The following is a 21,709-nucleotide window of genomic DNA, read 5'->3' on the forward strand; positions in this document are numbered from 1 at the left end:
AGTTATTTCACGAAAGAAATTGTACTTTTTTTACCATCTTTCACGATCGTGATCCAATATACGCCGCTGCCTAAACGTGATACGTTCAGATTGTTGGCTGTCAGGCGATTGCGGAGAACGACCCTTCCTGACATATCCACTACGGTTACGTCTGCACCCAGCAGGTCCGCACCTGATTTCAGGTACAACGTATTGCCCGCAGGGTTAGGATATAAAGTCACGCCTTTCAGCAGGCTTTTTTCGATCGTATTCACCCTTGCTGTAGTCACCGCTGCCGGTGCTGCTCCTGTAGCCGTAATACGGATAGAAGTAGCCTTGTCGTTGAAGTTCTGCGCTACCAGACAACTGTTGTCCGTAGTAGCTGTCACAGACGTACCGGCGAAGTTATCGTTCTCATAGAGGATCACCTGGTAACCACTGCTGACACGCAGGGAGGAGATATCATCATTCAGAATACCATTCGCCTGTAATTGTGCAAGGGTGTAATCTCCTGCCGGCAGACTCACAACCGCACCGGTATAATTACAATCTTTAAAGAAAGACGCCCCTGCTGTATAGCTGATGATAAGGGATGATGTGCTATCATTCCAGGGCCCACCGATCCAGGCGCTGTTGCCTGTTACCACCAGACTGCCGCCGGTGAAGTTATCATTCTTATAAAGCGTAGCCTGATAACCTGCCGGGATCGCAAATGAGGTTACATCATTGTTGGCAATACCCTTTGCTACCAATGCAGCCGTATTGTAACTACCAACGCTCAATCCCCAGTAGCTACCGCCATAGTTGATATCTTTGAAGAAGAAAGACTGATCCAGCAATGCGGCTGCCTCGATCAGCATTACACCGCTCAGCTGTGTCGCATAGTCGGTAGAACCTGAAGGCTGCTGTGACCAGTTAGCCCCTACCAGATTTGTAGAAGCATTGATACCATTCGTTTTAAGGGTTTGTGCATTGAAGCGGATCGCCTCATTATATGCCGCACGTTTAGTAGCAGAAATGCTGCCTTCTCTGGCCAGTTCTGTAAGATAACGAATGAAGATGCCTTTGAATAATCCACCATCGCCATTACCGGTTTCGTTGGCGAAGAACATACCATTTGTACGTCTGGAATTCATGGCATAATCGGCTGTTTTCACTGCTTCATTCAGATAATAGGTATCACCTGTAATCTTGTACAGTTCCCAGCCTGCGCCGATGAAAGTACCTACGTTGTAAGAGAAGATCCAGTCTTTGTTGGTAACGCCTGTACTGAGGTTGATGTTGTCCCATACAGCGCCGGTAGTCGGGTCTACCAGATTGTTCTTCATGAACGTGAAAATGTCCTTGATCAACTGCAGATCGGTAGCTGAATTGTTGATCCGATACATCCTTGCCCCGAGAATGATCGCAGGTGCATTTGCACAGGAATTCTTACAACCCACACAGCCTTTATTCCAGTCGATCGCGCCATTGCTGAAACCGCCCTTGATGTCGGTCCACAGCTGAGTGGCTACGTTGTAATAATCCACGTCGCCGGTTTCATCCCATGCGCGTAGTGTAGCAATACCCATCCAATCCATGTCATCATAGAAATAGTTGATGTAAGTGTTGCCATTAGATGCCTTTGTGTTCAGTAAAAGGGCTTTCATACGTGTCGTGTAAGTACTGGAACGGGTACGGGTATAGCCGTCCAGCAAGGCATGTACACCATTGGCACACCACCAGTAGTTGTTGTTGGGCGTGCCAAATGTGTTGTACATACTTGTTTGCAGGGCCTCTGCCGTGGAATTGAAATTAGCGAGCTGGCCGAATGAACTGAACTGCATGCACAGCAGCAGTACGGCCACTTGTAGAAGTGATCTCATGTTTGGAACGGTTTTGAAGGATCAGTATTTAGTGAGTAATAAAACATTAAATAATTAGGAATTATGAATCAGGAATTGAAATGCAGCGGAGATCGGAGTTGTATCCATTTGTATGGGTTTATACGGGTTTACATGGGTTTGTTGAGACCAGGAATGCCGGCCCTGTTTTACAGATCCCTAATGGGCAACGCGCATAAGGACGGTCAGCTTTATGCCGACGTGTCAGTTTGCAGGCAAAGAAATGATGCCGGCTAACTTCAAACCAGCTGTCTTACCATCGATGGGCTGCGCGAAAATGGGCATGTGGATGCTGGCGGGTAATATAACCAGCAATAGACAGAACAACGCAAACCGTATTAAAACGGTGATCTACGAAATGCTTGTAAATGGAAGAGAGATAATGAAGGATGAATGGATTCTTCATTTCAAAAGGGTTTTATGTATGATAACTACATTTTACCCTGGATAGAACTACAGCGAAATAAAAATATCTAATTATTTTAAATAAAGCAAGGGGGGGTAACAATAAATGTCGCTTGCTTAAATCAGGTCGATCTCATAACGTTCTTCCGTCAGCTGTAAGCCCCACATTGGCATGTGTTTCTCTCCTGACTTACGGAAACCGTTCTTTTTAAACAGTGAGGTCGCAGCTACCTGCTGACTGGTCGTAATGAGATAGATCTTCTGGAATAACTTCTCTTTGGCCGCATTGATCGCTTCTGTCAGCAGACGCTGACCAATACCGATACCACGGTAGTCCGGATGAACCAGGAACCAGCGCATCTGCGTAGCGTAGCGGGAATGTCCCAGTACAGCGATCGAACCGATGATCTGATTGCCATGCATCGCCAGGAATACCTGGTCCTTGGAAGAGTTATAGGCTTCCAGGAACTCATAGAAGGTCTTACAGGTATGCGTTTCGAATTCCAGGTTATACCCTGCTTCTTTCGCATAAAGCGACCCGTGCATGTGCATGATAAAACCAGCGTCTCCCGGTTGCAGGTCACGTCTGTAGGTGATATCTTCCGGAGAGATCTTTGCGTCATCAGAAAGGATATGACGCACTGTTTTCATAGCGCCTGCCAATGCCTGTTGCTGCTCTGCCGGTACCGGCTCCAGGAGTTTTCCGATTTGTTCTGCCGAACCCTGTTCCAGTGTTTCGAGCAATCTGGATCCTTTTGGTGTCAGTTGCAGGTACCAGGTACGCCCATCCAGGTTGGATTTACGTTTGGCAATCAGCTGATTTGATTCAAAGGATTTAAGGATACGACTCAGGTAACCGCCATCAATACCCAGATTGGCAATCAGTTTTCCCGCCGTGCATTGCTCTTCCTCTTCCCTCAGCTTTATCAGTACACGCAATGCTGATAAAGAAAGATTATTGTCCGCTAAGTGCCTGTTTAATAACTCCGCCAGGCTGTTGTAATAATTATTGAATTCACTAACCTCCCGCACCACTTCTGGATTCACTGACATGTCCCTAAAATTTTTCGCAAATGTTAGAAATCTGTTTGACAAAAGCAATTAAAAAACAGCGACATTTACCCACATTGGGTGCATGTCGCTGTTAAGATATTCAGATTCTTTGTGTTATATTACTTTTTGGCTTCCCGTACCGTCGTTACTTCCGCTGCCGAAACTGTACTTGCCTTGTTACCAAAGCTGTTTCTGACATAAGAAAGGATGTCGGCGATCTCCTGATCCTTCAGGGCTGCCTGTGAAGGCATCGGATTGGAGTAGTAATCACCGTTAATCTCTACGTCTTCGTTGAACCCGTTCAGTAGTATGCCGATCAGCCTTGTTTTATCGCCTAATACATATTCCGTTTTGATCAGCGGAGGATTCATACGTGGTACGCCGCTGCCATTCTCCTGATGACAGGAGATACAATACTGCCGGTATAAAGCCTTTCCTCTCGCGATCGTAGCGGAGGATGCAGCTACCGGTTTTGCCGTAGGTTTGGCTGGTTTCTTCACCTGCGCGGTCACACATAATCCCGCTATCAACAATGGCATTACTGCCAGTATCCATTTACCCATACTATTTTGCCTTATAAACGATCCTGTAAACTGTTCCTTTAGCATCATCTGTTACATACAGGGAACCATCAGGACCCTGTGCCAGTCCGCAGGGACGATGTTGCGCATCGCCAGGTGATTTCACCGGACCAGGTCCTGCAAATCCATCTGCGAATACTTCCCATTTACCGGATGGCTTACCATCTTTAAACGGTACAAATACCACATAATAGCCTGCCTGGTTCTCCGGAGAACGGTTCCAGGAACCATGGAAAGCGATGAAAGCACCGTTACGGTATTTCTCAGGGAACTGCGTGCCTGTATAGAACAGGAGTCCGTTAGGCGCCATATGTGCCGGGAATGCGACTACCGGATTTTCCGCCGTCTCACCACCTGTCTTTTTACCGTCACCACCATATTCAGGAGCCAGCATTTTCCTGTTGGTGAACGGATCGTAGTAGATGTAAGGCCATCCACAGTCAGATCCCTGTTTCAACGCATACATACATTCTGCCGGTAAGTCGGCCGATTGTTTTTCTGTATACAGGGAAGGGAACAGGTCATGTAACTGATCACGGCCATGCTGCATAACGAATAGCTGGTTCTGGCTCTTGTTCCAGTCCAGTCCTACCACGTTTCTCAGACCCGTTGCATAACGTACCCCATCGCCATAGGCCTGGTTCAGTTTATCTGCTTTGAACTGCCAGATACCACCGGCGGAGTCCAGTACCGGACAAGGCTGCATACCCAGCGAACCCTGTGTTCTGTCCTGGGTCTGGCAGGAGTTGGAATAAGCGCCGACATTCACATAAATGTTGCCCGCATCATCCAGCACGATCGATTTGGATTCATGCTGACGACGGTCCAGCAGTCCGCTTACCACTGTTTCCGGATTCGCCGGATCAGTCACCTGCTGCTGTGCGTCCAGCTTATAGCGGTAGATGTTTTCGTTGGAAGTAGCGTACAGGTAATCGCCTTTCACATAGATACCTGTTCCGCCATAATTACCGAAACCGGACTGTTTATCGACCTTGCCGTCACCATTGGTGTCCTGCAGGAACAGGATGCCGTTGTTGTTCTTTGCCCTGTCCAGTTTAACATAGATACTGCCGTTATTCGTTACAGCAATGTGGCGGGTACGGCCCAGGCCTTCGGCAACTTTGAGTGCACCAAAGCCTGCAGGCAGTTTCAGCCCTGCATTGTCTGCATCAGGTTTAACGACGGAGGCGCCTGGCTTATCAGGACCGCCTGCGAATACGGAGGAAGTGATAGTCGTCATCGCAATGACAGACATCAGTAATACCTTGCTTGTTGTTTGCATCGGCATATGGTATTGAATTAATTAAGAATAAAGCCGGGGGAAAATTACGAAAACTAAAAGGGAAAACTTCCGGAAACAGCAGGAAAGGCAGATCCATAGCCTACTATTTTTCGGGATATCTGTTGAACCGTCCGGCCTGTTGAGCGGAATCGGCTATATTTGTCCGAAACCAGCGCTTATGCGGGCGACGCCAGGATTAACGGACTTCCACCAACAGATCATCGACCATGTACAACAGCGTATCCGGCTTACTTCAGCAGAACAGGAACGTTTTGTGGGTTTACTGCACTTCCGCAGACTACTCCCCCGACAATACCTCCTGCAACAGGGAGAAGTATGCCGGTATGAGAACTATGTCTGCTCCGGCTTCCTTCGCTCTTTCTATACCGACGAGGCAGGAGTTGATCATACCCTGCACTTTGCTATGGAGGACTGGTGGATCTCCAACTCTACCAGCTTTATATCGCAGCAAGCCTCCCGTATCAATATCGTGGCACTGGAGCCTTGTGCGATCTTACAGATAGATAAAACAGGGCTGGACCAATTGTTTGATGATGTACCGGCATTTGAACGGTTCTGGCGGATACTGAATCAGCAGGCCCTGATCTCGCAGGATCAGCGGATCCTGAATAATATCTCTATGAGCGGCGCAGAACGTTATGAAGCCCTGATCACCAAATACCCGAATCTGGAACAAAGACTTCCCCAGAAATTCATAGCCTCCTTCCTGGGTATCACCCCTGTCTTCCTCAGCCAGATCAGGAAAAACTATAAACGTTAAACTATTATAAGCACCGAAATTAAATTAGTTATACGTCCGGCTGGCCCCTCCTGTCAGACCTTTGTATCCTAAAAACAAAGGTTTATGACCAAGCACCAACAGATATTATTTCAGCCCTTAGCACTGGGAAAAAGAAACAGCAGAAACAGGTTTGCCCTCGCGCCTATGACCAGAAGAAGTGCTACCGCCACAGGTGTGCCTACCGATGAAATGGCCGCCTACTATGCCGCATTTGCAGCCGGTGGTTTTGGTGTGATCATCACCGAAGGTACCTATACAGATACGTTATTCAGTCAGACAGATGCTCATCAGCCCGGACTCGTCAATGAAGAACAACTGGCAGGATGGAAAGCTGTCGTAGACAAAGTACATGAAGAAGGACAGGATGCGGCTGGTAACACCGCCCTCATCATCCTGCAACTCATGCACGGCGGCGCCCTCGTACAACATACTGACAACACCATCGCTCCTTCCGCCGTACTACCCGTTGGTGTCAGAAATACAGAAGCCAATGGTCTTAAAGGCCCATTCCCACTGCCTGTTGCTATGACGACAGACACACTGACCACCGCCAAAGCGGGTTTCGTAGCAACCGCACTCAGAGCCGTAGCTGCCGGATTTGATGGCGTAGAGATACATGCCGCCAACGGCTATCTGCTTGATCAGTTCATCACGCCTCATACCAACGTGAGAGAAGATGATTACGGGGGTAATTATCGTAACAGATTACGTTTTCTCATGGAAGTATACCGGGAGATCAAAGCAGTTGTACCGGCTGATTTCATTGTAGGCATGCGGCTCTCTGAAAGTAAAGTGAATGATCTGCCTTACAGATGGCCGGAAGGCGCAGCCGCCGCTACAGCGATATTCAAGGTCTTAAAAGAACTGGAAGCAGATTATATACATATCGCTGCGGAAGGTGGTAACTGGGGAAGAGAGTCTTTGTATAGCGACGGACGATCATCCAATGGCATTGCCAGAAAAATAACGGGCCGTCCCGTCATCGTAAATGGCGGTATGCATGATATGACGCTGGCAACAGAACTGCTCAATGCCCCGCAGGCAGATATGGTGTCTATTGGTAAGGCAGCTATCAGTAATCCTGATCTGCCCAATAAAATAGCCAGAGGGGAAGCACTGATCCCCTTCTCTAAAACCCTGATCAGGGATAGTCTGACGCTTTCGCACGCAGCACGTCAGCTGGCAGTGAAAACAGCAGCAGCTATCTAAAAAAAAGCAGGAAGTAATATTAAATTACTTCCTGCCATCATTATATTGACCAGTAACAACTAGTAGCCTGGATTCTGTACCAGCTTATTATTCCTGTTCATCTCATCTCTTTGCAGCGGCATGAAATACATCTTATCCAGCCAGATCCTGTTTTCATTTACCAGGGTCACCGCTGTATAGCTGTAATCATAATTAGTTTCATTACGCTGATATAAGGTCACTTTTACATTTGGTTTCAGCTTACCCACTACGTTGATGCCGCGTAATGCACGGCCTACTGTAGCAGGTGCGACCATCCAGCGACGTACGTCAAAGAAACGTTGTTCTTCAAACACCATTTCGATTTCTTTTTCCCGCTGAAAACGTGCTTTCAGTGCAGCACCGGATTCTGTAAAAGGAGGCATCCCTGCGCGGGTTCTGATCCTGTTCAGGTAATCGCGTGCTTCTCCGTCTTCACCCAGTTCGATACAGGCTTCTGCATAGTTGAACAGCACCTCAGTATAACGGAATACAGGATAAGGCACTTCCTGACGGAAGTATTGCGCATCCACATTCGGATCGATGAACTTCTTCATGTAGTAACCAGTGAAGCTACCGTTCCAATTCTCAATAGGTCCCTGACGGGTATCCAGTCCGGGGGAATTAATGATACGCTGTTGTTCAGGCTCCCATACTTCATACACGCCAGTCTGCGTCTGGTTAGCCGGATCCTTTGACGCAACGTCTGTAGGACGCTGCCGCCAGTTTGCCCCATCATACAGGATACTCGCATAAAAACGGGGATCACGGTTACGGTAGGGATTGGCTTTGTGGCTTGCTTCTCCCCAGTTGAAAAGTGTGCCATCACTCATTTCATAATCGTCGATGAGCAACTGCGTAGGTGTATTACCTGACCAGTTGTGATAGCCATTCAGACCATTGTAAAGACCGATCTGTCCACCGGCTTCTGATTTTGTATTCAGGAAATAACGGGAGAAGATGCTTTCCGTATTATCCGCCAGGAAGAGTTGCTGATAGTTAGCACTGGCTTCTTCAGGTGTAGCTGGTGAAGGGAATGCCAGTGAATAACGACCAAGGTCCATCACTGCTTTCGCAGCTGCCTTTGCACGTTGCCAGCGTTCCGTACGGCTACCGCTTGTATAAGCCAGTACTTCCGGTTTCTGGGCTGCTGCCACAATGGTTGATTTTGCTTTGGCTGTAGGAAAATCGTGCAGATCGCTTGCCGCATAGATTAGGATCCGTGACTTCAAAGCCATTGCTGCACCTTCCGTAGCACGGCCTTTAATGATACTCGCTTCTTTGGCGTGCAGATAGAATACGGCCGAATCACAGTCTTTCACGATATGCTCCACACAATCGGAGAAACTGGCGCGATCGATCGTATAATCTTTATCATCCAGTGTATATACCACATCTACCAGTGGCACACCACCATAGGCGCGTACCAGCTGATGATAATAATAAGCACGCAGGAAATAGACCTCTCCTTTCAAACGTTCTCCGGTAGCTGTTTTATCAAAGGGCACTTTCTGGATGTTCTGGAAGAATACGTTACAGGCGCGGATACGTTTGTACATCTCGCCCCACTGGAAAGTACCTCTGGTATTGACATACTCAGCATCTGTCGGACTGATCGTTGCTTCCCCCATATTCTTCATACCATAGTTATGCGTGAACATGGTTTCATCTGTGGCTGAGGATAACATTGTTTCCAGGAAACCACCGCTGCTGAGTCCATTGTATATTTCATTGACAAAAGCTTCCGCCAGTGCGGGGTCCTGCCATACATCATCTTTTGTTGCTTCGCCCAGTGGCTTTGTATTCAGGAAATCAGTATTACAGGAAGCGACGGTAAAGGCGCCCGCAATACCAATACTGATATATATTTTCTTCAATAACTGCTTCATGATGGAGATGATTTAAAAGGTTAAATTGAAACCGGCATTCAATACCCTTGATTGCGGATAATACTGGCCATTTCCGTTCACAGACTCCGGATCGAGGATCTTCAGGTTGTCAATCGTGAACAGGTTTAAACAGTTGGCGTAAATCCTCAGATTAGTGATCCCTGCTTTTTTCTTCAGGAACTCCGGAATGCTGTAGCCGATCTCCAGGTTTTTCAGACGTACGTAGTTGGTGCTGCGTACCCAGTAAGTATTACCGGTAGCCCAATAGGTGTCGTTACGGTCGTTTACACGCGGATCAACACTGCTTGGATTGTCCGGACTCCAGCGATGATCGAAATAATCCTGTGTGAAGTTCCCGATCTCACCGGATTCTGTATTGATATGTAATGCACCGCCGGTAGCACCCTGTACGAGTAAGGCGAAGTCGAAATTGCTGTATTGCAGATTCACATTCAGACCGCCGGTGAAGGTCGGCTGAGAACTCTTGTTATAGCGCACCTTATCATCCCCATCAATCTTACCATTACCATCGATATCTTTGAATTTCATATCACCTGGACGGAGATTGTTGGTGAGTGCAGAATAATTAATCGTGTTCTTGTCGATCTCTGCATAGTCTTTGAATACACCGTCATACTCATAGTACAGCGCCGTATTCATTGGCATACCGGTAGAACGTTGCCATACCGGTGCGCCAGGTGCTTCATCCCAGAATACAATCTTGTTTTTGGAGTAACCACCGTTCACGCTGACATCATAGCGGAATTTAGTACCCACAGTGCTGTTGTAGCCTATGCGGAATTCAAAACCCTTGTTATCTACCTTGCCGATATTCTCTGCTGGCAGGGTCATACCTGTAGTCTGTGGAACAGAGGCATTTCTTCTTACCAGGATACCGGAACGTTTATTCATAAACGCGTCCAGTTCGAAGTAGATCTTACCATTGAGCAAAGCTCCATCCAGACCTACGTTGTAGTTATTCGCCACCTCCCAGGAGATATATGGATTCGGGATACGTGCTTCATACAGGGATTTCAGGACGTTGCCACCCAGGATGTAGCTACTGAAGCCATAGGTAGAATAGTACTGGTATTCCTGTAAGGTAAGTGTACCATCGTTGTTATCATCGAAGTATACCTGGTCATTACCCAGTTTACCCCAGGATGCACGCAGTTTCAGATAGTTCATGAACTTCACGTTGTCTTTCCAGAAGCTCTCTTCTGATACGCGCCAGCCGAGCATCAGCCCCGGGAAGAATCCGAAACGGGAAGTAGACGGGAACATGTAGGAACCATCATTACGCCATACAAACTCTGCGAGGTATTTCTCTTTGTAGTTGTACGCCACACGACCAAAATAGTTCAGACGTGCACGGTCCCAGGCAGAGCCACCATTGTCTTTTTCCGCATCACCACCAGCAAACATCTGGTCGATCAATGGAGAAATGAAGTATTTGCGGAGTGCGTTGAAATTATCAGAGTGTACAGTTTCTCTTTCAATACCAAATACGAAGTTCAGTGTATGATTCTTGTTAAAAGTACGGTCGTAGGTCAATAAACCACGCAGCAGTACGTTACTCTGGTCTTCATCACCCTGATTGAGTGTTGCCTGATCCGTACCACGTTTACTTCTGACAAGCTGCGGTGTTGTACCGTCCTGCTCGTACGTTTTCTTATCCCATGTATAGAGGTACCATGGTGTCATCCATCTCTTGGTACGTTTGAGGTATTTATCAAATGCCACGTTACCGCTCAGCTTCAGGCCTTCTACGCCGGGAACAAGTACATCGAGGCGGGCATTTGTCTGTACGTAATAACGTTTGTCTTTGTCGTAGCCCGTCTGATCGGTGGTGATGACCACCGGGTTGTTACCATATTCGATATCCGGACCAGGTAAACCGTTTGGCCAGAAAGCAGGTTCTGTCGGTTTACCACGCATGAGCATACGGAAGATATCGCTGGCGCTGCGGGTAGGATAATTACGTTCTTCCTGACGACCTAACATGTCTACGCTGACGTTGACATATTTATTGATCCTGGCGTCCAGATTGACACGCAGGCTATACTGATCATACCCAGTTGCTGATTTTTTATAGTAAGCATCCTGTGACTGATAACCAAAGGAAGTCAGATAGCGCATGTTCTCGCTGCCGCCGGAGACCTGTACGCTATGATTCGACTGAGGCGCCCATGTTTTAAACGTGGACTTGTACCAGTCTGTATTAGGATACAACCATGGGTCTGTGCTGTTGCGGAACTTATCAATTTCAGAAGGACCGAAAGCAACATCCCATTTTTTATTGGTAGTTGGAGAAGTATAGGAACCACCCTGTCTGTATACGGACCAGGCATCTGACCATTCCTTGCCGGGAACATCACGGTAGAGGCTCAGTTCATCACGCACCTGTGCATATTCAGCTGCGTCTGACATTTCAGGGATATGTGTTGGCTGCGACCATCCCTGGTTAAAGGAATAGTTCAGCTGCGGTTTACCACTTTTACCACGTTTGGTGGTCACCAGGATAACACCATTTGCCGCACGCGCACCATAGATGGCGGCAGAGGCATCTTTCAGTACAGAGATACTTTCGATATCCTGTGGATTCAGACGTTCCAGACCACCGGTACGACCAGCCACACCATCGATAACAACGAGCGGATCGTTATTACCCAGTGTATTGGACCCACGGATACGCAGTGAAGAACCATCTGCACCAGGTTCACCACTATTCTGCATAGCCGTTACACCCGGCATACGACCAGCGATGGAGTTAGAGAGGTTGGTAGCGGGAGACTTCACCAGGTCAGCACCTTTTACGGTAGCGATGGAACCTGATACAGCTTCCCTTTTCTGCGCACCATAACCTACCACGACAACTTCACTGAGACCTTTCGTATCTGCATCGAGGGTAATGGTGAGTGGTCCATTGCCATTTACGGTGAGTGTTTGCGGCAGGAAACCGATTGCAGAAACGGTGATTTGAGCGCCGTTAGCGACATTTAAAGTAAAAGTCCCGTCCGGAAGCGTGGTTGTTCCTTTGGAAGTGCCTACCACCTTGACAGTAGCACCAATTACGGGTTCTTTATTTTTATCAACGATCTTTCCCTTTAAAGTGACATCCTGTTGCACAGAGAATAAGGTGTGATAACCATCTGCCGCCGCTACAAGCGGATAGAGGGCAGGTAAAAAAAGCAGCAAGGTAAATTTCACGCGCAATAGTGCTGACTGCCAGGCATAACGATGCCTGACCTTCAACAGGTCTACATTTTTCATACGTTTGATTTGTGTGGTTAATAAAGGCTGATTACAAATCGCTGGATTTTGGCTGTAAAAAGAGATGCGGCAACATCTTCGTTTCAGACGCTATTAGTGGTTGTCATCATTAAGTTCGGTTTATGCATGTTAAAGAATACAAGGTAGCGGGTCAATAGCACAATACAACTACATAGGTTTTATCACATAGAGTGCAGCCTAGTTTTCATAACGATAAATTTCTCAACGTGTCATTTTCACACCTAAAATAGAAAAAATAATCAACTTTTATATTTCTTTTAACATACTGCGGTGGTACTATAGTGAAAATAGATATACTCAGCAGTAAGACTGACCTCAAAAATCGCCCGTTTTACCGCTAAGTTCCGCTCCTATGGCGGCCGGGAGCCGGGATTGCGCTAAATTAGTTTTTCTTAAAAACGGGAACAATGGAAAAAGCACTGATCAGACTCTCCTACCGTCAGGTTATCGACGCTGCGGCGCAGACAGCTTTCGAAAAAGAGGTATTTAATGAGAGTTATAATGAATTTCTGTTACAGGTACAGGCTTACAACCGGGACCAGCAGTTCACGACCCTGGAAGAGGTACGGATGGCTAATCCGAAGGCAGCATCCCTGCATTATAAGGTAGGTTTCTCCGTAGGATTGTTTATCCGGTCACTGCAACAGCGTATTCCCGGACTAACAGACAACCAGGACAGGCCGGTACTGTTTGCCGGTCACCAGTTTGAGCTCATCGCCTCCGATACCAGCGACAAACGGGCGCATAAAGTGGCTATTACCTATACAACCGGTACGCTTACACTATTAGGGATAGCGGGTGAATATCTTGTGCTGGCAACAGGTGATCAGTTGCAGCAAATAACCAAACAACCTGTGCAGACATTCCTGGTAAAATTACAGGCGCAATTGTCTATAGCTGATTATATGTTACCGGAAAATATATCACGCAGTGAGGCGATACCTGCAGTCAGTAATGTTTCCTTTGGTATCTGATCTCCTTTCTGATATTAGTTGAATAAGGGTCATCCTTCATTAATCCTTCGTTCTATGAACGAAGGATTAATGAAGGATGACCCTTATCTAAGCGATATCTGACCAATAACTGAACATAAAAAAGGCCGGAAGTATTCCTCCCGGCCTGATATTGAGAAAGATATTCTTTAATAATCCTGTACGAATGTAATAGAGGTGATACTGAATGGATTCCCTTTCGCCACGAGATAGAGGTCATGGATACCATTTGAATACTTCGGGTTTCCGACCAGTTTCAGAGCATATGTCGTATCACCTGTATAAGGTATCTGCAGGGTACCGATACGCCTGCTTTTCTTCCCTTTTGGACGGTCTATACGGAATTCCAGCGTACCCTTCTTCTTTTCCTTATTCTGGCAGAATACGACCACTTTAAAGCCAATTTCACCCATACCGAGGTTCACCTGACCAAAGCCCAGGTAACTGCCCGATTTCATCTTAAATTCTGTTTCAAAATTGCCTTTCTTCAATGGTGCAGCGGGTACGGTTGTTCCGGCAGGTGGTGGTGTAGCCGACGGTGGCGTTGGCGCCGTTTGTCCCCGGACAATCAATTGCACGATTAAGAAAAAAAGACATAGGATAGGCCTCATAGCGATTCAATCAGTCAGGTGTCTTTTAGGCAACCTGACCAGTGTCCAAAATACTAATTAGGTCGAAAAATTACGCAAATTTATATTAAAAATTCCAATAATAATACGGATTGATTCCCAGCGGTTTAACCGGGTGCTGTTTGTATAATACTGGAAATAGTAAATGGCTCCCCGTGGAGAGCCATTCATTTTATACTCATATTACGCTGATACCGGCTTTTTATTGTGCCGGCCATGCAATGTTATTGTTGTGTTTCCGGAATGATAATGTGGAAGGCTGCTCCCTGTTGTTCTACACCAAATGCCTGAATATCACCATTATGAATATCCATGATCTTACGGCAGAGGGCCAGACCGATACCGGTTCCTTCGAATTTTTCCTTCTGATTCAGTCGCTGGAAGATGACAAACAGCTTATCTGCATAGGTCTGATTAAAGCCGATACCATTGTCCGCCACAATGATCCTGTAATAGCCTGGCCCTTTCGGCAGCAGGGGCAGGTCATTCAGTTCCGAATCTGATATTTTATTGGCTGTGATCGTAATACGGCACTCCTCATTCGGAATGGAGAACTTCAGTGCATTACCGATCAGGTTATAAAATAACTGATTCATCTGTAAAGGTACGGCGTCGATCACCGGCAGTTCTGTGATATCTATTTTTGCATTTTTATCGCGGATCAGCAATTCGAAGTCTTCGATCACATTGACTACGATCTGATTCAGATCCACCGGCAGGAAGGCATTTTCTCCCAGTTCCAGACGGGAATAGGCGATCAGGTCCCTGATCAGGTCAGACATTCTGATAGCAGACTGTTTTACCTTTCTCAGGTACTGAGCAGTATCTATTTTAGTTGGCGTACCGGGTTTTACGCTCTCCAGCATATCTGCAAAGAGACGGATCTTGCGGAGTGGTTCCTGTAAATCGTGCGAGGTGATAAATACAAACTGTTCCAGTTCGTGATTCCGTTTGGACAGATTAGCGTTGGCGTCTTCCAGTGCAATGGTCCTCTCCCGCACTTTTCTTTCCAGTGCATCTTCTACCATCTTCTGATCATCGATATCTGTGCAGGCGCCGATAAATCCAACAAACTCGTCCTGCGAGTTAAAGCGCGGAATACCGGAACAGGCCAGCCAGTGATAGGTACCGTCATGCCGTTTCAGGCGGAACTCTGAATAGAAGTTCTTTCTGTCACGCGAGGAGCGGCTGAAGTTGATCTTCCACTTGTCAATATCTTCCGGATGCATGATATCGTACCAGCCATTGTCCTTATTCTGATCGAGGGAACGGCCGGTATATTTCTGCCAGGCTTTATTAAAGAAGGAGAAGGAACCATCTTTTTCGGCGATCCAGATCATCGCCGGAGCGGTATCTGCGATCATCCTGAAATAAGCCTCACTTTGCTGCAGGTGCAACTGCGCCAGTTTTCTTTCGGTGATATCCATTGTCACACCGATCATCTTCTTCACAGAACCATCCTCTTCATACACGCCCTGACCAGTGGCTGCGATCCAGTGTACAGAGCTGTCCGTCCAGCGGATACGGTATTCTTCCACATACAGCATACGGTTGTTGAGTGCATGTTGCAGGGCTTCTTCCGCACGGCGTACATCTTCCGGCAGGATCATCGCCAGCAGCTTTTCATACGTAAAGCCTGCCTGTGAGGCCAGTCCGTAGTTACTTTTAAACTGCTCATTCCCATGGATCACACCAGAGCTAAGATCCAGTTCCCAGGAACCGAGACGACCGGTCTGTAAAGCAAAATTCAGGCGGTCATTAACCTCCTGCAGATGTTTTTCAAACTGTTTATTTTCTGTGATATCTGTTACTACTCCCAGCACGCGTACAGCGGTGCTATGGTCATCGAAGAAGACCTGCGCCTTACAGGAGATCCAGTTGACTTTATCATCAGAGATATTGATACGGAAATCGACATTGATCAGTCCATTGTCTTTTCCTGCCAATGCCGAGTAGATACGGGCCTGTGCAGCGGCGGCATCTGCCGGATGGATCACTTTAAGGAAGTTGTCAAAATCCAGCGGCGTTAACGCTGCAATACCGAAAAGCTCCCGGCTTCTGTCAGATAGCAGCAGCTCTTTGGACAGCGGATTGAAGTCCCAGGTACCGGTACGTGTTCCTTCCAGTGCCAGCCGCAGGCGTTCTTCATTATTCCGAACGACTTCCTGTTTACGGGCGATGCGTTCCCTGGCCTCTCTTACTTCTGTAATATCTTCTATGGCAATGAGGATCAGTTCTTCTTTCAGGTCCTGGGAAGTAATCAGCTGCCCGTTCATCATAATGGTACGGCTGCCGTTACCGGTGGATTTATAGGTCAGTTCGTAGTTAGCGAAAGGCGTCCGGGAAGTCATAAGATTTTCCATCAATGACCGCAGGTCCGATGTATTCCATTGTTTATTTCCCAGTTCATAGAGCAGTTTGCCTTCGGTCTCCTTTCGCTCCATTTTAAAGGCGCGGTAGAAGGAGGCGTTGGCACTGACTACCCGGATGTTGGTATCGAGGATCAGGAGGGATTCATGTACGGTGTTAACGATAGACTCGGCATACAGGCGTGCATTATTCAACTGGTTATTTCTCTCCAGGAGATCATTGTTACGGGTGCTGAGTTCATCATTGATCACCTGTAATTCCTCCTGCGATACTTCCAGTTCTTCATTCAGACTTTTCAGTTCTTCGTTGGCGGACTGCAGTTCTTCGTTGGTCGCCTCATAGGCCTCTGCCACGGCGCGCAGTTCTTCTTTATAACGCTGCACTTCTCTTTCCAGCTGGAAGATGCGCAGGTTCTTTTCATCTGTTGTCTCTGTAATGTCTACCCTTTTGGCTGCCATTTCGCTACCGGCAAGATCATTCTGCTGGTTATTGAAGATAACGAGGAAGTAGTTTTCATGCAGGTTACTGATCGGTACGATCTCAAAGGAAACATTGAGCGTACCGGAGGCAGTGGTAATGGTCAGACCTTCCTTGCGGACATTCCTTTTAGTAGACTGCGCCTGACTGAGCGCACTACGCAGGCTGTGTGTGAGGTCTCTGTGTGCCAGCTTCAGGATATTGAGACTGGCTTTACCGGGACCATGCTCAAAAAACTGCATGGTGACACCTCTGAACTCTACGATATCCAGTTTTTCATTAAGCAGGACTGCCGACGGTGCATACATAGAAAGTATAATACTGTCGGCCGCTTTCTGAGCATCTACATTTTCATCCCTCTCCTGATCAAAGCTTGGTGTCATATGCTTTATTTTTTTATTAGTCGGGAACGCACTTCTCAGCGTCCATTTATCTACATTCTTTTTAAGATAGATCTTCGTTTTCTTGGAAGGCATCTCAAAGAGGTCCGGGGACCGGTTTGTTTCTGACTTGCCGAGCCAGAGAAACCCGCGGTCTTTAAGGGCATAGTTGAAGATGCTCAGCATTTTCTTTTGCAGTACCGGCTGCATATAAATGAGCACGTTACGGCAACTGATAAGGTTCAGCTTCGCAAATGGCGGATCTGTCAGCATATTATGGCAGGCAAATACACAGGCGTCCCTGATGATGGCTGATATCTCATATCCCTGTTCCACTTCCACAAAAAAACGCTCCAGGCGCTCGGGAGATACACCGGCGACCTGGGATGAGGTATAAAAGGCCTTACGGGCAGTGGCGATCACTGTTTCCGAAAGGTCTGTAGCGAAAATCTTTACGTTGCTGGCAAAATGCTCATCCCCCATCAGTTCATAGAGGCACATGGCAATGGAGTAGGCTTCTTCACCGGTCGCGCAACCGGCGACCCATATACGCACCTGTTCTTCTTTTTCACGGGACAACCTGACTACCTGGGGAAGTATAAACCTGAGCAGGTACTCGAAACTCCCCTCGTCCCTGAAAAATGATGACACGTGGATCAGCAGGTCTGCGTAGACTATGTTCTGCTCGTTCTCATTATCCTTTATAAACGTAAGATATTCCTCAAATCGCTGAATATTCACAAGCGACATTCTTCGCTGAAGCCTCCGGGTGATGGTGGATATCTTGTATTGCAGAAAATCTACCCCGGAAAATTCGGAAAGGATCGCTAATATGCTTTTTAAGGCAGCATTGGGTACCGAACCAGATCGCCTTCTGTTCAACTCCCCTTCAGAATGTGTATCTGGCATACAAACAGCTTTAGTTTGTTCTGGTTTTTTTTATGTTCCCATACTATTAGGACTGCTAAAGATAATATATAAAAATTAAATCAACTCAGGTCAAACTATTATATGCACTCAGATGCCGGAGCAGAAAGCGGGCGATATCTGCCGGGGGCAATATCGCGTGCGGATCATCTTTATTGATCGCCGTCTGTGGCAGTACGTTGAATTCTGTGGTGTCCGGATCCTGTACGACGACCAGTCCGTGGTGATCCTCTATCGTCTTAATTCCTTCTATCCCATCCGTTCCCATACCTGACAGGATCACACCGATTGCATTTTCCTGAAACGACCTGGCCATGGATTTAAAGAATATGTCGATTGATTTATTGATAATTTCCCTATGATAACGCCTTCTGACCTTCAGGAAACCATCTTCTGTGATCATCATCTTATCTTCCGTCAATACATACACATGATCAGGCTCAAGTCTGGTATCCTGTTCAACCCGATGTACCGGCATATCAGTAAACCTGCGTAAGATCTTACTAAACCGGCTGGGATATTCCCTGGTCAGATGAGGTACGACGACAAAGGCAGCCCCTGTTTTTTCCACGACCTGTTGAAAAAAGTCACATACTGATTCTAAACCTCCCGCCGAACATCCTATTCCGATGCAAAAATGTGGTTGTTGCCTGATGATTTCCATATGTTGTGCGTTTTAAGGGACAATAACATGGTCTCTAAAAAGCAACCTCGTCAAATATCAGGCCATGAGGAATAAGCCCCGGATATGGGGTGCTTCGGTAAATAAAAAAGGGATGACACATGTGTATGTGCCATCCCTTTCACTCATATCTTTTGTTATTTGGACTCTTTCAATACCATATCAATGGTGATAGCACCCGCTACGATAGCCATTTTATTGACATCTTCCGGACACTCTTCGGCGATGGTCACACGGTATTTATCCGCAGTAGTGAATACTTCCTTAAATGCACCTGCCCATTTCTTGGTGATCGCACCCAGTTCCTTTTCATTTTTGTCTACGATCTTAAAGTTCCAGGCTTTCCAGTCACCTTTGATCTCTGCCAGCACTTCTCCGTTAGCATCCAGGATATGAAACAGGGGCTTCATGAATTTGAATTTCTGTTTGATACCACCAACAGGTACGCCATTCATATCACGGATCTCGATCTTAGACATCCAGAAAGTCCATCCACGATGTATAGAGGCCACTACCTGTTCATTGGCATCGGCAATATTCAATGTAAAGGGAAACATGGCTTTATTCAGAAAAAGACGGAGGAATTTGTGGAGCAGGGGTACTTCCTGGCGGATATTTCCGATCTGCTGTCCATCCTGGTTAAATACTTTATAAGCATTTGCAAATTTCAGCAGACCAACTTTTTCATCAATAAAGAAATCATCATACTGAAAGAATTCGGGTAATTTCGTTTGTCCCATGAGGTTTATCAAGTTCTGGTTATAGAATGCCGCAAATATATACAAAAAAGGATGAATATCAGCTGATTTAACTATTCAAGCTGTATCCTGATTTTTATACAAACGTTACAATCCTTAAATTGCAGTAAGCTGTATTGAACTATGGAAAAACGCCCGGCCCCTGACAGAAGCGACTTTATCAAGTGGATCAAACGTATAGGCTTCTGGGGATTTATCTTCTTTCTGGTCAAAGGCCTGTTATGGCTGGCGGTAGGATATTTTCTGATAAAATAATTAACAATTAAGAATTAACAATTAAGAATTTGAATGCAGCGGAGATCTTCGCGGTAATTCTTAATTCTTAATTGTTTAATTCTTAATTTCTTCTCACATCACGGGAATGCTTATATGCGATTCCGGATAGAAATGTATTTCATGCATCAGCGCGTCCAGTAAGGTCTGCTGACTGACATCCTTTGCGGCACCATAGTTCTTTTGCCAGTAAATATTGGCGGCCGGACTGATCGTCATTACGATACGGCTTCCCTTTTTTATCTGCTTACACATCCAGGCCGGGTTTTGCAGACTGATATGATAGGTTTCATTTTGCTTCCAGTATACCGGTTTCGTCTTATCTATACTTAATGACAGCCGTTGTGCGGTATGTGCCAGCGGCCAGCGCTTCCCTTCACTATCCACTTCCCACCAGCTAAACATCAGGTCTGCATCAGGGGTACCTGACGACATCCAGAGGTCGGCCGTAATACTTCCGTTCAGTATCATATCATGATCCAGTGGCGGTGTACTGAGTGTCAGCAGGTATTTCTTTTTAAAGACCGCTTCTGATACGAGGGAGCTGCTACCATCATAAATGGTCAGGGTATCGTCCACTGTATCCGCAGCGTCAAAAGACAACACCAGCGGCTTCTTTCCTCCTCTTTTCCGCGTGCTCATCGCCTCTTCCTGTCTGGCGGGCAGATAGTAGGTCATCGTATCCCTGTTCATTTTCTCAAGCGAGGGGAAATAGTGCCATTTATTCTCTCCCATGGCAAATACGGAGATCCTGTCCTGTAAAAAAGCCGGTTTAGGACCATCCTTCAGCGTATAATTGAACCAGTCCAGCACCAGCTGTTTCTGATCGACCATCGCCACTGTATCGATAGCATAGGGTGGTATCGGATTTCTGCGTCTGCCTCCCTGTCCACCGGCATGATCAAAAGGTCCGATAAACAGATAATGTTCTTTCACACCAGCCGCGGGACCGTATTTATTATGCATGTTATAGTAATAGATAGCCCCTCGCTGGTCATCATCAAAATAACCGGTCGTAGTAAGAATCGGGATATTGATGCGGGAGAATTCTTCCTGTGTGGGTGTCATTTGCTGCCAGTATTCATCATAACCCGGATGCTGGATCCAGCGCTGGAAAATAGTATCCATACCACTGCCTTCCAGATGATCCAATGCACTGAATGGCATGCCCCGTAAAAGGTAATCAGTGTTCAGCTGTGTCCATTTCTTCTCATCAAGGAAAGTCGAATCATCGAGGTAATGGTTATTACGGACGTATTTCAGCCATTGCAGCATATAAGTGAGGAAGATACCGCCGGGATTGGGATAATCGATACCGGGGCCTACCGCTACCTGCGGAACGATCGTTTTAAGGGCCGGGTGAATATTTTTAACGGTTGCCCATTGTGCAAAGCCCAGATAGGAACCACCATACATGGCTATTTTTCCGTTACACCAGGATTGTTTACTGATCCAGTCGATCGCTGCATAGTTATCTGCTGCATCATTTTCCATGGGATAAAAGCTACCGCCGGAGCGGGACTTTCCCCGGTTGTAGACAAAGACGCCCGCATAACCGCTATCTGCCACATACTGGGCCCGCAGGGTATCATATCTGGAGGGATAACAGTTAGCCCTCAGGACGACAGGCAAAGGTAATTTAGCCCCTTCCTGGTACAATAACATACAACTCAGCACGGTCCCGTCTTTCAACGGTATTTCCAGTGTACTATCTATCACATACCGCTTTTGTTGTGCGGAGAGCAGGCCGCTATATAGCAGGAAACAGGTTACAATCAGCAGTGCAGGTTTCAGTCGCATGGCATTCATTTGGGTGAAGGGCAACC

Annotated in this window: 15 protein-coding genes; 4 read left to right on the forward strand and 11 right to left on the reverse strand. The window is 46.8% G+C overall.

All coding sequences use genetic code 11. The annotated features are described in order from the left end of the window. Positions 1-2: 2 nt before the first annotated feature. The 4 genes from BMZ72_RS08535 to BMZ72_RS08555 all read right to left on the reverse strand — a co-directional run bounded on the left by BMZ72_RS08535 (position 3) and on the right by BMZ72_RS08555 (position 5,183). A complete protein-coding gene (locus BMZ72_RS08535) occupies positions 3-1,844 on the reverse strand; it encodes a glycoside hydrolase family 76 protein (protein ID WP_089807080.1) in 1,842 nt (613 codons plus the stop codon). A 540-nt stretch (positions 1,845-2,384) separates the two neighbouring features. Further along, a complete protein-coding gene (locus tag BMZ72_RS08545) occupies positions 2,385-3,320 on the reverse strand; it encodes a bifunctional helix-turn-helix transcriptional regulator/GNAT family N-acetyltransferase (protein WP_089807085.1) in 936 nt (311 codons plus the stop codon). Between the two features lie 119 nt (positions 3,321-3,439). Next, the gene (locus BMZ72_RS08550) at positions 3,440-3,883 is read right to left on the reverse strand and encodes a c-type cytochrome (protein WP_089807087.1); all 444 of its coding nucleotides are present in this window, start codon (positions 3,881-3,883) and stop codon (positions 3,440-3,442) included. Between the two features lies 1 nt (position 3,884). Continuing rightward, on the reverse strand, positions 3,885-5,183 hold the full coding sequence (locus tag BMZ72_RS08555) for a PQQ-dependent sugar dehydrogenase (protein WP_255373142.1): 1,299 nt from the start codon (positions 5,181-5,183) through the stop codon (positions 3,885-3,887). A 178-nt stretch (positions 5,184-5,361) separates the two neighbouring features. Here BMZ72_RS08555 and BMZ72_RS08560 point away from each other — a divergent pair, with 178 nt between their 5' ends. Both BMZ72_RS08560 and BMZ72_RS08565 read left to right on the forward strand, forming a co-directional pair. Next, on the forward strand, positions 5,362-5,964 hold the full coding sequence (locus BMZ72_RS08560; protein WP_089807090.1) for a Crp/Fnr family transcriptional regulator: 603 nt from the start codon (positions 5,362-5,364) through the stop codon (positions 5,962-5,964). 84 nt (positions 5,965-6,048) lie between these two features. Then, entirely contained in the window at positions 6,049-7,194 is a 1,146-nt protein-coding gene (locus BMZ72_RS08565) for an oxidoreductase (protein ID WP_089807092.1), read from the forward strand. A gap of 59 nt (positions 7,195-7,253) precedes the next feature. On the opposite strand, the gene BMZ72_RS08570 is transcribed toward BMZ72_RS08565, so the two are convergent. Together BMZ72_RS08570 and BMZ72_RS08575 are read right to left on the reverse strand one after the other, a co-directional pair. Continuing rightward, positions 7,254-9,101, reverse strand: a complete 1,848-nt coding sequence (locus BMZ72_RS08570) for a RagB/SusD family nutrient uptake outer membrane protein (protein WP_089807094.1) — start codon at positions 9,099-9,101, stop codon at positions 7,254-7,256. A gap of 12 nt (positions 9,102-9,113) precedes the next feature. Further along, a complete protein-coding gene (locus BMZ72_RS08575; protein WP_089807096.1) occupies positions 9,114-12,374 on the reverse strand; it encodes a SusC/RagA family TonB-linked outer membrane protein in 3,261 nt (1,086 codons plus the stop codon). 428 nt (positions 12,375-12,802) lie between these two features. Here BMZ72_RS08575 and BMZ72_RS08580 point away from each other — a divergent pair, with 428 nt between their 5' ends. After that, positions 12,803-13,369 carry a hypothetical protein gene (locus BMZ72_RS08580; RefSeq protein WP_089807098.1) on the forward strand — a complete coding sequence of 189 codons (567 nt, stop codon included), beginning with the start codon at positions 12,803-12,805 and terminating at the stop codon, positions 13,367-13,369. Between the two features lie 167 nt (positions 13,370-13,536). Here the strand turns inward: BMZ72_RS08580 and BMZ72_RS08585 are convergent, their stop codons facing one another. The 4 genes from BMZ72_RS08585 to BMZ72_RS08600 all read right to left on the reverse strand — a co-directional run bounded on the left by BMZ72_RS08585 (position 13,537) and on the right by BMZ72_RS08600 (position 19,592). Then, entirely contained in the window at positions 13,537-13,965 is a 429-nt protein-coding gene (locus BMZ72_RS08585) for a carbohydrate-binding protein (protein WP_177222726.1), read from the reverse strand. A gap of 275 nt (positions 13,966-14,240) precedes the next feature. Further along, positions 14,241-18,152, reverse strand: a complete 3,912-nt coding sequence (locus BMZ72_RS08590; protein WP_089807101.1) for a CheR family methyltransferase — start codon at positions 18,150-18,152, stop codon at positions 14,241-14,243. A gap of 85 nt (positions 18,153-18,237) precedes the next feature. Beyond that, complete coding sequence (locus BMZ72_RS08595; RefSeq protein WP_089807102.1) at positions 18,238-18,834, reverse strand: chemotaxis protein CheB; 597 nt, start codon at positions 18,832-18,834, stop codon at positions 18,238-18,240. A 155-nt stretch (positions 18,835-18,989) separates the two neighbouring features. Then, entirely contained in the window at positions 18,990-19,592 is a 603-nt protein-coding gene (locus BMZ72_RS08600) for an LURP-one-related family protein (protein WP_089807313.1), read from the reverse strand. Between the two features lie 141 nt (positions 19,593-19,733). On the opposite strand from BMZ72_RS08600, the gene BMZ72_RS08605 reads away from it, so the two are divergent. Further along, a complete protein-coding gene (locus BMZ72_RS08605; RefSeq protein WP_012791271.1) occupies positions 19,734-19,865 on the forward strand; it encodes a hypothetical protein in 132 nt (43 codons plus the stop codon). 93 nt (positions 19,866-19,958) lie between these two features. Here BMZ72_RS08605 and BMZ72_RS08610 read toward each other — a convergent pair whose 3' ends face one another. Beyond that, a complete protein-coding gene (locus tag BMZ72_RS08610) occupies positions 19,959-21,683 on the reverse strand; it encodes a CocE/NonD family hydrolase (protein ID WP_177222727.1) in 1,725 nt (574 codons plus the stop codon). Positions 21,684-21,709 lie beyond the last annotated feature (26 nt).

The organism is Chitinophaga sp. YR627 (assembly GCF_900114995.1).
Taxonomy (GTDB): Bacteria; Bacteroidota; Bacteroidia; order Chitinophagales; family Chitinophagaceae; genus Chitinophaga.